General features: G+C 61.9%; 9 protein-coding genes and 1 pseudogene. 1 reads left to right on the plus strand and 9 read right to left on the minus strand.

All coding sequences use genetic code 11. From position 1 onward, the window contains the following. From CGZ66_RS27685 to CGZ66_RS27725, 9 genes are all read right to left on the minus strand, one after another. Window positions 1-603: ArdC family protein (locus CGZ66_RS27685; RefSeq protein ID WP_095090080.1), on the minus strand; the 603-nt coding region annotated here is incomplete at its 3' end. Between the two features lie 218 nt (window positions 604-821). Next, window positions 822-1,259 (minus strand): hypothetical protein, encoded by a 438-nt coding sequence (locus tag CGZ66_RS27690; protein ID WP_095084957.1) that lies wholly within the window; start codon window positions 1,257-1,259, stop codon window positions 822-824. Beyond that, entirely contained in the window at window positions 1,256-3,418 is a 2,163-nt protein-coding gene (locus CGZ66_RS27695) for a hypothetical protein (protein ID WP_095084958.1), read from the minus strand. The genes CGZ66_RS27690 and CGZ66_RS27695 overlap by 4 nt, the downstream gene beginning before the upstream one ends. Next, complete coding sequence (locus CGZ66_RS27700) at window positions 3,418-5,256, minus strand: hypothetical protein (protein ID WP_095084959.1); 1,839 nt, start codon at window positions 5,254-5,256, stop codon at window positions 3,418-3,420. Before CGZ66_RS27700 ends, CGZ66_RS27695 begins: the two co-directional genes overlap by 1 nt. Beyond that, window positions 5,253-6,599 carry a tyrosine-type recombinase/integrase gene (locus tag CGZ66_RS27705; protein ID WP_245331108.1) on the minus strand — a complete coding sequence of 449 codons (1,347 nt, stop codon included), beginning with the start codon at window positions 6,597-6,599 and terminating at the stop codon, window positions 5,253-5,255. Before CGZ66_RS27705 ends, CGZ66_RS27700 begins: the two co-directional genes overlap by 4 nt. Window positions 6,600-6,927: 328 nt before the next feature. After that, a complete protein-coding gene (locus CGZ66_RS27710; RefSeq protein WP_095089981.1) occupies window positions 6,928-7,635 on the minus strand; it encodes an ArdC-like ssDNA-binding domain-containing protein in 708 nt (235 codons plus the stop codon). Between the two features lie 482 nt (window positions 7,636-8,117). After that, window positions 8,118-8,672, minus strand: coding sequence for a hypothetical protein (locus CGZ66_RS27715; RefSeq protein WP_095089983.1), 555 nt, complete (start codon window positions 8,670-8,672; stop codon window positions 8,118-8,120). Window positions 8,673-8,886: 214 nt separating this feature from the next. Further along, window positions 8,887-13,041: a calcium-binding protein gene (locus CGZ66_RS27720; protein ID WP_095089985.1), complete on the minus strand. Its 4,155-nt coding sequence runs from the start codon at window positions 13,039-13,041 to the stop codon at window positions 8,887-8,889. Window positions 13,042-13,052: 11 nt separating this feature from the next. Then, the gene (locus CGZ66_RS27725; RefSeq protein ID WP_143748867.1) at window positions 13,053-13,712 is read right to left on the minus strand and encodes a hypothetical protein; all 660 of its coding nucleotides are present in this window, start codon (window positions 13,710-13,712) and stop codon (window positions 13,053-13,055) included. Window positions 13,713-13,919: 207 nt separating this feature from the next. Here CGZ66_RS27725 and CGZ66_RS41770 point away from each other — a divergent pair. Continuing rightward, window positions 13,920-14,108, plus strand: a pseudogene (locus tag CGZ66_RS41770) (helix-turn-helix transcriptional regulator); the annotation flags it as partial. Window positions 14,109-14,263 lie beyond the last annotated feature (155 nt).

The following is a 14,263-nucleotide window of genomic DNA, read 5'->3' on the forward strand; positions in this document are numbered from 1 at the left end:
GTAGGCGACGGCATCGCGGAAGCAGGCAAACTCGGGCATCTGCACGTGATCCGTGGACGGTCTGTAGTACGCTCGTGAGCCGCCGTGCCGGATGTCGATGCCAAGCGCCGCACAGAACCGCTCGGCCTGCTCGATACGCTCTGCCTCGGGCAGCACCGGCATCTCGGGCGGCGTGTAGCCATCGACCTGGGCGCAATTGAAAACCGTGTAGCCGCGGGCGAACATGCGCCGGGCAGGCTCGTCGCGATCTTCGTCGCCGTCCTCGGCGTCGGCCTCGCCGTGGCGATCGGCAATCTTCCAGAACACGACCAGATGGCCGCGCTCGCCCTTGCGGACCTGGGCGCCGAGTGCCTGCCACTGGCGATAGGTGCCCCAGATGCCGGCGGGATAGCCGACCCCGTGAGCCGCGGCCCAGAGTGCGATGACGTTGACGCCGCGATAGGCCTTCTGCGAGGCGACGTTGACGGGCGTGGTGATGGCCGATCCGTCATGGTGCCAGGGCATCCGATAGTCGTCGGCGCCGGCCTCGATGGCGGCGATGATCTGGCTGGTGACGCGCTCGTAGATGTCGGTCCGGGTCTCATGTGTGCGATTCGTGGTCATGGCTGCCTCCTCAAGCTCGCCCTCTCCGTCGAGGGCGAGGCGGCAGAGGCAGACGCGGGAAGCCGGCCCGTCACACCCTGTTCTCGGTGCTGGTGCGGAACAGGGTTGACGGGCCGGCAGCGTCTGCCACAACCCGAGCCCTGCCTCGACGGGCGAGCTTGAGGAGGCGGCCATGACCGGCGCGCCGAGACCGGATCGATGAGGATGACGCGCGGCTCTCAGCCGCCACCACGAGGCGGACGCCGCAGCGGCACGACTCTGGCGTCAACGGATCGTGCCAGCTCGTCCTGCAGACCGTCGATCACGGCATCGCGCTCGGCGACCTGCAATGTCAGCACCTGGATATGCTGCGCGAGCGTGCGGGCGAGCGCCCGCAGCTCGGCCATCTCGGCACCGCGCACGGCGCGCAGCTCCGCTTCGAGAGCGCGGACGCGTTCCTTGAGGGCGCTGGGCGACGATCGTCGCTGGCGGACCTCGGCGGTCCGGAACTCGATGAGAAGATCACCGGCCCGGTTCGCCGTCGCCCGGCTGATGCCGGCCTCGCGTGCCAGATTGGCGATGGTCAGCGCCCCGTCGGTGCGCTCGGGGCGGCCGTCGAGAAGCCGCGCCATGGCCGCCCTCAACGCGGCTTCGCTCTTCGGCCCGAGCGCTGTCATGCGTCACCCTCCAGGAGGGGTGCTACCAGTCGGCGCTTCCGCTCATTGTCCTTAAGGATTGCCGTGCGCTGCAGCTGCGACAGGCGCCGGTCGGAAAGGAGCGCTTCGCCCTCGGCGATCGAAGTCTGCCAAGGCCCGAGGTGCCGGACGGTCAGACAGGCGTTGGGACAGCGGTCCGGGCTGCATCGCGACAAGGCCGGCGCCGTTCGTTCGGAGTCCGACACGCCGGTGAGGCAAAGCGCGGTCGCCGCTTCGAAGAGACAGTCGTTGAGGAAGCCGACATGCAGCGTCCGCCCGAGATGGGCAAGCATGGTGCGCAGCCGCTTGCGGTCCATCATCCGGCCGGGGAGATCGCCTAGTTCGCCCTCAACGCGGACGAACTCCCGTCGCAATCGGGCCGCACCCGGTCCGGCCGGACCTTCCTGGCGAAGGAACGCCTCGTAATGGGCGACGATATCGTCGAGCTGGCCGAGCGCGCGCTCGCGCTCGACAGCGAGCCGGAAATCGGCCTGGCTCGATCCGGCATAGCCCTCGAACATGGCGACGGAGGCGTGCTTGTACTGGATCTTGCCGGCGACCGTACCGAACGGCCGGTTGGCGATGTACCAGGCGACCGTGCGGCGCAATTGCCGCGTCGTGAACTTCCAGGGCTCGTCACCAATGCGCGGGATGGCCGGCCCGTCTTGCGCATGCGCATCGACACCGTCGCGGAAAAGATTGAGCGTCGGCGCCGCACCTATGCCGAGATGATCGGCGCTCCAGGGCCAGTCCTTCAGGGTCACCCACAGGGACGAGAGCCCCTTCTCCTTGCGGTTGCGTGCCGAGAGCACTTCCATGACTTCCACGGCGCGGGCTACCGGCTCGATCGTGATCCAGTCGGCCGTTACGCCGCGCGGACCATGGCGCTTGTAGACGGTGCTGCGCACCCGATAGCGTTCGACCAGGCCGTCGGCGCTTCGCACCAGCGACACGCAGCCCGGCTGCATGGCCTGAACCTCGCTGTCGCGCATGCCCGTGAGATAGGCGCAGACGAGATAGCAGGCGCCCTGCAGCATCCGCTCCTCGCGGGCGAGACTGAGGCTATCGAAGCGCTCGCGCCATGGCAGGCGCGTGTCCGGATCGACCGAGATCGGCGTATCGAGACCACCGACCTCGGTCCCAAGTTCGGCGACCATCTCCTCGATCAGCCGCGCGGTCGGCTCGGACTGGCTGACGCGTCCGCTCTCCGGCGCGCCGGCGTGCAAGCGCATTAGATAGAGGTTGTAGGGCGGCAGCTCTTCGCCGGTCAGCGGATTGATCCGCCGCGCGGCGTTGGGCGCGCGCTCCCAGATCGGCACGCCTCGGCCGGCGGCTCGGCGCGCGTCGAGCCACTTCGCCACGCGGGCGCGATAGGTCTTGGCGACGGCCCGTCCTGTGCGCGCATCCCGCGCCATCAGCCGGGCGCCACGAGCTTCGAGAGCGTCCAGTTCCGCCCGCGCGGCAAGGATATTGGATGCATAGACCTCGACATACTTGAGCGCCCAGCGGAGCATGGCCCCGATGATCGGCTCGGGAATGCGCGGCGTGGCGTTCTCGGCCGGCGCCGGCGGCCGGCCGGCAACGCGGTGCGCGGCGCGCCCGCGCCACGGCAGAAGGCCGATGCCGCCGCCGGTCAGCCACGGCGACAGGTGATGCATGTCGATCGGCACCTCGACATACTTGACTGTCTCGTGAGGCGTTCTCCGGCCGCCATCGCGGGCATGCGCCAGATAGGCGTCGAGCAAAGCCTGATCGATCCGGCCGAGGTCGACTACGCCGAGCTGCGTGCACAGGAACGCAGCAAAGTGCTGGACGTAGCGCAGGAGCCGGATCGCCGAGGTCGCCCCACAAGGTGCGCGATATCCCGGCACATGGATGCGCAGGCGGGCGATCACGTATTCCTTCGCCAACCGCCGCGTGGCCGGATCGGCGATCCCTGCGAAGTTGAGCCGGTAATTGCTGTAGCGGGCGTTGACCCGGAAAATGGCGGCGCTCAAATCCCAGTGATCGTCACCGAAGCGGGGAAGCTGCGCGCGGTCGGCATCGTCCCTGATCGGAATGCCGCTGAGCACCGGCTCGTCATCCCGGTACATGGCCGAAGGCAGCGACGGCCGCGGCGAATGCTTGGCAGAGCCCGGCATTACGGCGCCCGCGCTTCGGGTGGCAGGTAGATGAGCGTCGGATCCGAAGTTGCAATCCGGCGCGCCTCCTCGATCTCGACGTCTGCAAAGCGGGGAAGAATCTGATCAGCAATGCGCCCGTGAACCTTGGCGAACTTGGTGATCCAGTCGGCTTCACTCAGCACCTGTCGCTGCGCCCGGATGAAGCCAAGGAAGGCCAGAAGCGCTGGTAGCTTGCGGGAGGTGATCACCGCATTGCTGCATTCAAGGCAGCCCCAGAAAGGGGACGGACAGGCCTCCCCTTGCGCGCCGAACGGGCTCGCGTAGAAGCCCGAGCAACTGGCGAGCCAGACGTCCTGCTCGCTGCCGAGCAGCGCGTTTACCGCGGCGGCGCCTGCAATCGGAAGGCCGGTCGCCTGGTCGGGATCGGCCCGAACGGCCGCCTCCTCTTCCGACGATAGGACGCAGGGGCGCATGGCGGCGTCGAGCGCATCGCTCATGGCGTCGGCAACGGTCGCCTCGTGCAGGTGGCGGAGCGCGGGGATATCGGCGTAGTGGTTCGCCGCGACCGCGACGGTGTGGCCGACGGCGAAGCGGTCGAGTTGGCCGCCCGTGCGCCGATACCATGCCGCCTTGTGGGTCTTGCGCAGGCGCGTCAGATTGAGACGAAGCGGCTGACCCTGTTCATCGGCGATGCCATGTCGCCTGACCCATGAAGCCGCAGTCTCCTTCATGCTCAACACGCGCGGGGTCAGTCGGCCCCAGGCGCAATGGACCCAGAGCGTGTCGGTGACGAGCCGGCTTCTTGCCGGCTCCGTCCATTGCAGCACCTTGCGCAGCAGGCCGCCCGGCGTCGAGGAACCGCCGTCGCGCACGCGTAGCCGCTTCCACTCGGCGCCGCGCGCACGCCGCTTGCAATACTCGATCTCGACATAGCCGCCTGCCGGGTTCTTCAGGCAGTCCGCGCGTAACTCCTTGATCGCTTCGATCTCGAGACCCGTGTCGAGCGAGATAAGCACGATGAGCGGCACGAGATCGGCGGCGATGAGATGCCGGCGGCCATGCAGATCGTGGATGAGGCGGTCGTTCGGCAGGCCGCTCTCGCGGCGCAGCGTGTAGAGCCGCGTGAAGAGAGGATGCCGGTGCCCGATGACGCCTTCCGCATCGATCAACGCCATGGCCGCTTCGTGAGCCGTTGCCAGAGCCTCGTTCCGATCAACAACGTCGACCGTCGGAATGCGATCGGCCTCGGCGAAGCGACGAATGATGGCGGCGAGATCGGTGCGCGCAGCGGTCCGCAACGCCGTAGCGATGTAGTCGCCATAGGCATCGCGTGGACGGGCGCGCACGCCGGGCCGGTCGCTCGTGTACATCAGCCGCCGCGAGGCATCGGGCGGCAGGCGGCCGGGCTCCGCCGCCTCGGCGAGCCGGAGGAGGTTGAGCACCTTGCTCATCCGCTGCAGCCGGTGATTGGGATGGAGACCGCTCTCCTCCATCCAGGCATCGAAGCCGTCGATGCAAGCGGCGTTGACGTCGGAGAGACTGGCGACGCGCGGTCTGGTGGAATCGAGATAGCGCCAGAACGTCTTGAGCGCATTGGCATAGGCGGAGGCTGTCGAGATCGAGCCCGCTGGACCCCCGACCTGGCAGGCGCGCCAGAGCGCGCCTGCAAAAGTCCGGGCCAATGCGGTTCGACCGCTCAGCGTCATCAGGTCGATCGTGACGCTGCGATCCGCCAGTGTGACGGTGAAGCGGAGCGACGCGATCGCAGCACCGGCTTCGCCTTCCGGATCGGGCAACGCCTCGGGAAAGAGGGCACGGCGGCCCGGCCGCCGCACCGCCGCAGCTACCGTGGTCATTCCACATCACCGGTCGTCTCTTCAGCCCAACGATCGGCCGCCGCATCGACCAGCTCCTGCGCTTCGGCAAGGCTGTCGAGATAAATGTAGGTGCTCGTCACACTAGCGTGCCCCAGGAGGTGCTGGAGCTTCTGCAACGGATCGCCGAGAATCCGTCGATAGGCCGCACCATGCCGATCCTGTGGATCGAACACCGCGCCGATCTGCTCGCGGATCAACATGGAAAGCATGCTGACAGCGAAGGTGTGCCGCAGGGTGTGCGGCGTCACGTCGAGATCAATACCGAAGCGGCGGCAGCGGGCGCAGGCCCGGCGGAAGGCGGCTTCCCAGGTGGCCGATGGCACAGGCTGGCCGCCTTCGGTGAGCCAGAGCAAGGCGTGCTGCGCCTTGCCAAGTGCGCCGATCAGCACACGCCGGCGCTCGCCCGGCGTGAGCCGGTCGAGCCGGACGCGCTTGCCCGCCGCGTCGACAGCCTTCCCGGCATCCGGAGTCAACCACAGCGGATCGGGCATCGAAAGCTCTGAGCGCGCGGACGTGATGGTGCGCTCGAGATCGACATAGTCGCCGATCAAGGTCAGCACGCGGCGGGGAATGCGAATGCGCCGCGGTCGTCCGCCCTTGGCGATCGGACCGGGAAGATCGAATGGAACGGAGCGCGATCCGGGCTCGGTCGAGCGCGGCAGCTCGGTCAGAAGCAGGCTGCCCGCCTCCGTCAGCCGCAGACCGGTGGTTACCAGAAGCTCGGCGAACAGCGCGTTCCGCTCACCATTGCGGCCGCGCCATGTCGGGTCCTCCGAGCCGTCGGGCAAGCGTCCGCGCAGCCCCACGTCGCGGAACAGGAGATAGCGGCCGAGGTCGATGTAGCGCATATCGTGCCGCCGCGCTGCGCGCTCGCGCGCCCGGTTCGTCTGGACGGCCAGCACGGCGCGCGTGCCCGCCGCCCTGCGAAGAGCGACGCCATAGCTGAAGGGTGATGCCGTGGTGATCGCTTCTTCGACGGCCCAGCGGTAGAGCTTATCAAGCGCTGCAACGCTCCGATTCCAGCTTGCCGCCGAAATGCGGAACGCGGCGTCCGACAGGCGCCGCGCCCGGTGAAAGGCAAGCACGTCATGACGGTCCGCCTGCCAGACCGTCTTGCCGCCGCGCCGCTCGCCGAGAAAGCGCGCCCAGACGAGAATATCCCGGGCATAGGAGCGCCACGTGTTCGGCGACCGCGCGCCCACGCCCGGACAGGCGCGAAAGAACCGATTGAGGTTGGGATCGTAGCTGCCGTCATCCATCAGGATGAAGGGCATGCCGTCGATCAGACCGGCGCGCTCGGCGATGTCGAGCGCGCCGGTCATGATGTTCACGGGGGAGCCGTCAACAGAAAGCGGGCGCGACAGAGCGCCAAGATCGGTAAAATACAACTGCACGCACGTGACCTAAGCGGAGCGCCTACGGCGCAAGTTATTGTCTTGAATGCGAGGGGTTCCCCTCGCGCTCTCCCGCTCGCCGCGTGGCAGGGGTGCAGGACTTCGCCTGCACCCCATGAACAGCTTGTCGTGCCGCCGCCGCGTCAAGCGTTGTCCTCGCTACGCTGCGGGAACGCTTGACCCGGACGTCTGAAGAGCCTCACCGGAACAGTCGGTGGGGCCCCTCAATGCCTGATTCTGAGACAGGATTACAGAGTCAGGATAAGGCGACAAGTTCCTCCATCGCATAGCCTTCGTCGCCAAACCGCTTGCGCCCGAAATCCCGCTCAAGGCGTGACTTGTGCCGGGTCCAGTGCGTCAGTTCATGGGCCAGCGTGGCGTAGTAGCTTTCGGCATCGCGGAACGCTTCAAACGGCGGCATCTGCACATGGTCGGTGCCCATGTTGTAATAGGCCTGATTGCCGCCATGCCGGATGGCAGCACCTGTCGCCGCAAAGAACGCCTCGGCATGTCCGATCCGCTCGATGGAATCGAGGCGCGGCGGCACGGGCGCAATGTACTGCGCCGGAAGCCCGTCAATCTGCTCGGCGTTAAAGACGGTGTAGCCTTTCAGGAACGGAATATCCCTTTCCTGCTCTTCGCCCGTCGTCGCATCGGCTTCGGTGCGCGAGAACGTCGAGGCATAAACGACAAGGCTGCCCTGCTCGCCCTTCCGCACATTGCCGCCAAGCGCCAGCGCCTGTTTGAAGGTCATCCAGCTGGGGCTGGTGTACCCTTTCTCCATCGCCGCACCCCACAGCATCAGGATATTGATGCCGCGATAGGGTTCACCGTTGCCGCGCAGGGGCCGCATGATCCGGCCCGCCGCATGATCGCCGCTCCAAGGCTTGATCCACGGGCGGATGCCCGTTTCTAAGCTGGCCACGATGCTGTCAGTCACGCGCTGATAAATGTCTGTTTTCACTGCCTTTTCCTTCCTTGCTAAAAGGGTTGCGCATGCAACCCTGCTAGCCGGAGCGGCAATGAGCGGGGGGAGTGCCGTCAGGGACTGAAAACCGCAAAGCTGGTGCGGGCCGGAGCGTCAGCGACAACACGGTTTGCGGTTTTCACGCTTGCGCCGGGTCCTTGACGGCATGGGGCAAGGCCCCTCTTTTTTCCTGTCCTGCTTCTTCGCGTGAGGGACAGTCACCCGCATGGGCCGAGACTTAAAGGCTCGGCGAGGCGGCAGCCGAATATGGCCCGACGGGCGAGGCCCGGCACGCCAGCCGCTGTGATCTGCATCAGGAAATGCCATGAAAAAAAGGCCGCCTGCCGGCGGCCTCTAAGAACTCAATTGCCTTAACCTGACTCGATCAGACGGACGCTAGAATGTGATGAATGGCGGGAAGCCCGTAGTCAGCTAGGCATCCCCCGCCGGACGGCCTCCCGGAATGCCGGTCACGGGTTCTACTTTTGCGTCTTTCGCGCGAAGGGACGACCGGCAACGACGGCACCATCCGCCGCCCTTTTCGGTCTGGTTCTGCGTGCGATCCTCCACTCCGCCAGCATACAGCTTCCATAGAGGAGAAAGATCGCCGGTGCGCCGTAGCCGAACACCTCCGCGAAATAGCCGTTGTAAGGGAACCCGCCAAGCCAGACTGCGACTTGGAGAGCGCCTGTCATTGCGAGGAGCGGCCAGATGATGAATGCGGACACGGCCAGGGGGATGGCGAACGCCATGATGCAGCGAACGGGGTTGTCGTCCCACGCCTTTTGGAGAGGCGTCTTCGTTGGGGGGCGTCTCACGGCGGGCCTTGAAGCGGCGCGCGGCGTGGGATCGCAAAAAAACGGCGCGTCAGTTTGCGTGACCGACTGTGGAGAATGACTAGAGAGCGACGCGCGAAGCTGCGCTCTCATCTCCGCATCTTCCCTGAGCATGCGCTGGTCGCGGCCTTTTTTGTATTCGGTCGTGTCGCTGGCCGGTCCGCCATACTTGCCGTTCTCAAAATCCTGGTTGGACATGATCAGCCTGCTGCCGGTGCAATTCGTGTCTCAATTCCAACCACATATCGCGCATCGAGCGCCATGTCTGCCCCCTGAGCGGAGAGGGACCAGTTTATGACCAGGGGCAGATTGTACAGGAAAGGTGCGGCCGACCGCCTATCGCTGCGGAGTCTGCATAGAAAAATTGGCCGCGACTTTCGCCGCGGCCATTGCAAATTGAGGATGCTGTTCGTCAGGCCGCGTGCGCGATCAGGTTGCCGTTCGCCAGCATGTCGGCTTCGTGGCCCGCCAGGCTGCTCAGCCCAGAAAGGGTTGCGATCTGCGTGAAGCTCGCGCCGCCGGTCGCACCGTTCGCGTCAACCGACACGATGGCATTGCTGCCGCTCGCGGTGACATGGACAAAGTCGGTGATCGCACTCGTCAGAGGATCGTAGCCGGTCAGCAAGTCATGGAGGTCGATCTTGTCGCCCTGTGACGTGCTGAAACCGTAAACCGTATCGGAGCCTGTCTCGCCTGAATAGAAGGCGATGGTATCTGCGCCGCTGTTGCCGGTGATCGTGTCAGAGCCGTCTCCGCCGGAGAAAAAGTCGTTCCCGCTCTGCCCATAGAGAGCATCGTTCCCGTTTCCTCCATAAATCTGACTGTCTGACGTTCCTGCGTGCAGATTGTCAGCGCCATCATAGCCGTAGACCGCGAGCGCCTGGTTTCCGTATGCCGACGGGCTAATCGTATCATTGCCCGACGTCCCATGGACTTCCATGGCCATGGTCATCGGATTCCAGGTTGTGCCGTTTGAGAACTCTATTGTTTCAACGGCAGCTCCGGTGCTTTGAAACTCGCCCGTGATGGACGTTACGTTTCCGGCGCCGTCTTGAAGATAAAGCTCGTTGTAAATTCCACGGTAGAAAGTGATGTCGGTCGGCAGCCAGTTGTCGCCAAAAAATATCTTATCGGTTCCGCCCGAGTCATTAACCGAGTCGTGCCCAACTGACACAATATACGTGTCATTGCCCGCGCCGCCGGACAGGAGATCGTTGCCCTCTCGCCCGTCGAGGATATCATTCGTGCTCCCACCGAGGGTTATGCCGGTGAGCGTGTCATTACCAGTTGTTCCGACAGTTTCCACGACCTGACCAGACAGGCTGATGGTGCTACTGTCGTGAAATTCTATCTGCGCTATCTTGACCGCAGTGGTAAACTGCGCGTCGATGGTCACCTGACCCAAGCCGTCGACTGTGACATCAAGATTAGCCGACGTATTTGAATGGCGCAAAAAGTGCACGTCCTCGGCTGTAACGCCGTCGGGCATCAGCAAGATGTTTGTCCCGGTGCTGCTATCGATAATCCTGTCGAACCCGGCTGACATGACATATGTATCGCTGCCCGTCCCACCATGGATTATGTCGTTGCCTGCGCCGCCATCAATGCTGTTTGTGCCGTTACCTACGTAAATAAGATCGTCTCCATCGCCCGCATAAACAGTGTTATTGATAGTATGTCCCGACACACTCGCGCCATGAATACTGTCGTCGCCCGATGTGCCTTGAGTCACGATCGACGTCATCGAGGTAAGCGTATACGTCGAGGCATCGGCGAACGTCAGCGTCTCGATATTGCTTCCGCCTGCCGTAATAGAGCCTCCATTCGAAAGGAAGAAATGCTGTATCGTGATTTCGCCGATCGTACCTACCGTTATGGTCAGATCGATCGAGTCTCCCAGCTCCATCGTCTGGGTAAATGTCAAACTGCCAAGCGTTATCCCGGACGGAAGAAGTATCGTATCAGTTCCAGAGCTGCCGCTGTATTCGCTATAGACATCGTCAGCGCCACTGAAGACATACGTGTCATTTCCCCCCTTGCCGTAAACGAAGTTGCCGCCCGATCCCGGATCAAGAAGGTCATTTCCCGATCCTCCCGTCAGGGTATCATTGCCTGAGCCGCCATAGAGGGTATTGCCACCCGACCCCGCATGGAGCGCATCGTCTCCACCGTCGCCATATAGAACGGACCCTGCGCCGGTAACAGTAATAGTATCGTTGCCGGCATCGCCGTGGATGGTGTCCGCGCCGCCGAGCCCATTGATGGTATCATTGCCCAGCCAGCCATTTAGCGTGTCATTGCCCGAAGTGCCGGTGATCGTCTGATCGGTCACATCAGGCAACCCCAGCGCCGCATTGCTGACGATTGTCCACGAAAGGCTGGAGTCCGTTGCCACGATGGCGTTGTTCATCATTGTGTTTTCAGCAGTGACCAGATTTTCAAAACCCTTGGTGAAATTGATGTACTCAGCAATTTGTTGCCAATACTCGGAGCGATCCGCCGTGTTGGTTGTCGGCGCAGCTGCCTGCAGTGCGTCGATCTCCGCTTGGGACAATACCTTGTCCCCATCAAAATCCCCGGTGGAGGGATTGTAGCTGATGGTTCCTCCGTAGATGATATCCGCCCCTACCTCGGTGAGTAACGCCGCTTTCATGAAATAGTACAGGCGCTGCCACGCCTCTGTCAGATCATCTGCCGCATGGGCCATCGGATTCGGGCCTATGCCATTCTGAACGAAGTTTTGCCCAAAGAATTTTTCCAGGAACTCAAGCACACGCGCATCAATGTTCGCGCCTCGACTCGTTGAACTGACGCCGTCCACACCCGCCCAGCGGTAAAGGATATCCGTGATATCGTCGTTCAGTGTCGTGGCATCCGCAAAGCTGGTCGCTGGATCGAACCCGGAGGCGAAATCGCTCACCAGCCCCTTCAGCGTTGAATCCTGGCTTTCCGCGATAACAAGGTCCGGCAGCGTGCCGAAGCCCCGCAGTGTCGGCAGGAACAATGTGTCCACATCGAGCGTGTAATCGCCGTTGTAATAGCTGTCCGTCTTGTCATGCACGAACCACGCATCGTCAATCGCTGCCGTCGCACCGCTGGTGAAGGTGAAGAAACTGGTGTGGCTGATCGCGTTGCCGGAAATTACCGAGGTCGAGGACGCCACCGCCGCAAGATCAATGCTCGCGACGCCGAGGTCGGACATGCTGTGCAATTCGCCGCCCTGCGTCACCGCATCGCCATTCGCATCCACCCAGATTTTCAGGGTGCTCCAGGCTGAATCGTATTGATCGATCCGATGATCGCCGTTGGAATCGAGCGTCGAAAGAAGCGCGAACCCATCCACGGTTGGAGAGCCGAATAACTCGCCCGCATTGTCGATAGTCCCGTTGCTGTTCAGGTCGCGGCACAGCAATCCCATGTTCGCGCCGACCCATGCCGTCTGCGTCGCAAAGCCGGAATTGTCGATGTCGAAGAAGGTCGTGGTTGTCGAAGCGTTGAACGTCGTCAACGCAATGCCCGTGTGGGTCGTGGTGAGGTCGAGGACGAGCGGCGAGCCTTCGGAGAAGGCGCTGTTCCAGGGGGTTTTGGCGGCAACGCAGTAGTCGGGCAAAGGCGCTACCGGTGCCCAATTGCCCGCTGCTGCGAGATCTTTAGTGCCATTGAAGAGCGAACCGATATACCCCTGTGCATCGCTTAATGCAGTAGTGGCTGTAGAGCCAGTTGCCGCCCATTGTGCATTCACAACATTGGCTATGTGCTCGCGTACATGATCAAGTATTTCACTTTCGGTCTTCCCGTTTGCCTTATCGGTGGCAATTAGAACAGGAAGTTCGTCCGTTAGCTTGTCCATCTCCACAGCGGTCAGGCCTCCCATCAAGACAGGGAGGACCACATCCGCGATTGGTATAGCGGCGGTTATTGCTTCGAATAGAGCGGCAACGGCAAAGGCGATTCCTGCTACCAGCGCATCCTTGGAGTTTGCAAAAGCATCAGCTTCGTGTCCCGTAGCGGCATTGTAGCTGGCCTCCACCACGTCGAAGAGAGCGGTGTATAGGGCAAAGTTAGAAACAAGCTTTCCGGCGGTAACGGCGTACTCGCCGATTGGGATATACGCAGTCGTCGAGAGCGTCGTCTCGCTCAGAACAATCTGTGCGGTGTCTTTTGACACATAAGCTACCAATGTCTGGTTATCCAGCACTGTTACGAAAGCCTGCTCGATGGTCTGAGTCGCGGTAAGCGTAGACATTTCAGCGGAGACTTGAAGGCTAAGCCCCTCCTGCTTCTCCAGCCCCTTCGCGGTAAGCGTCATCAGGAAATCCGCGAAGCCATCTTTCACATAATCTGATGGGTCCGCTTGATATAGAATCTGCATGGCGGCTAAGGCGTTTGGCAACGTTGGCATGCATGCGAGAAGCGTTGTTTCCGCGTCGGAGTTGAGATTTAGGCCTGATGCGTTGTCATTTCCGAAGATCACCCGCAACGCAGTGCTATAGTCCGGATTCTGATCTATGAATTCCGAGATCGTAAGCTGGGCACCCGTATCCAAATTCTCCGCATCAGTAGGCATAAATTTTCTCCTTATTGATTAATGTATCCTTGATCGCGCGCACAAGAAATCAGGTCCTGGTGAAACTCTGGAAAGAACCGGAATATCTTTTCGATAACGAAAAACATTCGTACAAAAGCCGCCCATCCACCAGCTAGCAAGAGCGCCCAGATGATTTGGAAAAGGCAGATATTTCCGATCGTGTATTGCATCTTAAATAGAATTATTCCCGCTATCGGCGGAATATTGCAGAAGACAAATAGGATGGCGGCCAACAATAACCAACATACTGAAAGAAGTCTCCAAACAAACCTGCCTCTATCTACCATCTCAATTTTATTTAACTCGATAATCCACTTTTCATTCCGAGGACTGCTCTCGGCGCGGGCCCGAGCATAGAAAAGAAGCGTCAGCGGCAGGTCGAAGAAGCGAGAAAGGTACGCAAAAACTACTGGCACCAGCTTGGGGTTTGTCTGCAATTCACCGGGCTGGATGAGAGTGCCGAACCCGATCAGGTTTCCAACAAACATCGTAGCAAGGATCACCAGGTGGACCAGAGTGAGGACATGGAGCAGACGGTACGAGAGAAACACCATGTCGCTTCTAAGGCTTGCGTGTTTTCCAAGAAGGCTGACAGGAATGATGGTTTCCCGCCGCATTTCGGCTGGTGGGAGAGAACAGAACTTAGTCAACAAATTTCCAATAGTCATTGAGTGCCGCAGCTGGTAGCGTCGCATCGCGTGCAAAGTGTACATTATATACACGTGAAGCGATAGCATAACTGTCATTGTGCAGACGATTGTTATTCAATGATAGAGTAGACTTATGAAATACGTCATGTTGTTGAGAGTATATTTCTCGTTGTTATGCAAACGTTGCGATAGGATCGGGGGCGTCAGGGGCTGTCACTTCAAAAGCTCGGCACGCTTTCCGGCGTGAGCCCCACAGCCATCGGCATGATTGAGAAAGGCGAACGGTCACGAACCCTGATCCTCTGCCTGCGCGTAGCGGAGGCCCTTGGCCTTTGCCATGGCGACATCCTGAACGAAGCGCCGCGCCCCAAAGCCCGCAAATCCAGTCACGAGTAGCCGACCCGCGTGAGGGACAGTTACCCATACGGGCCGAGACTACTCGCCGCGCTGCGCCCGTCGCAGCGGGCAGGCTCGGAGAGGCTTCAGCCGAGTATGGCCCGACGGGCAAACGCCCGGTACGCGCTCTGCCTGACACACCGGAATCACTCGAA

The sequence above is a fragment of the Mesorhizobium sophorae genome, from assembly GCF_002270415.1.
Taxonomy (GTDB): Bacteria; Pseudomonadota; Alphaproteobacteria; order Rhizobiales; family Rhizobiaceae; genus Mesorhizobium; species Mesorhizobium sophorae.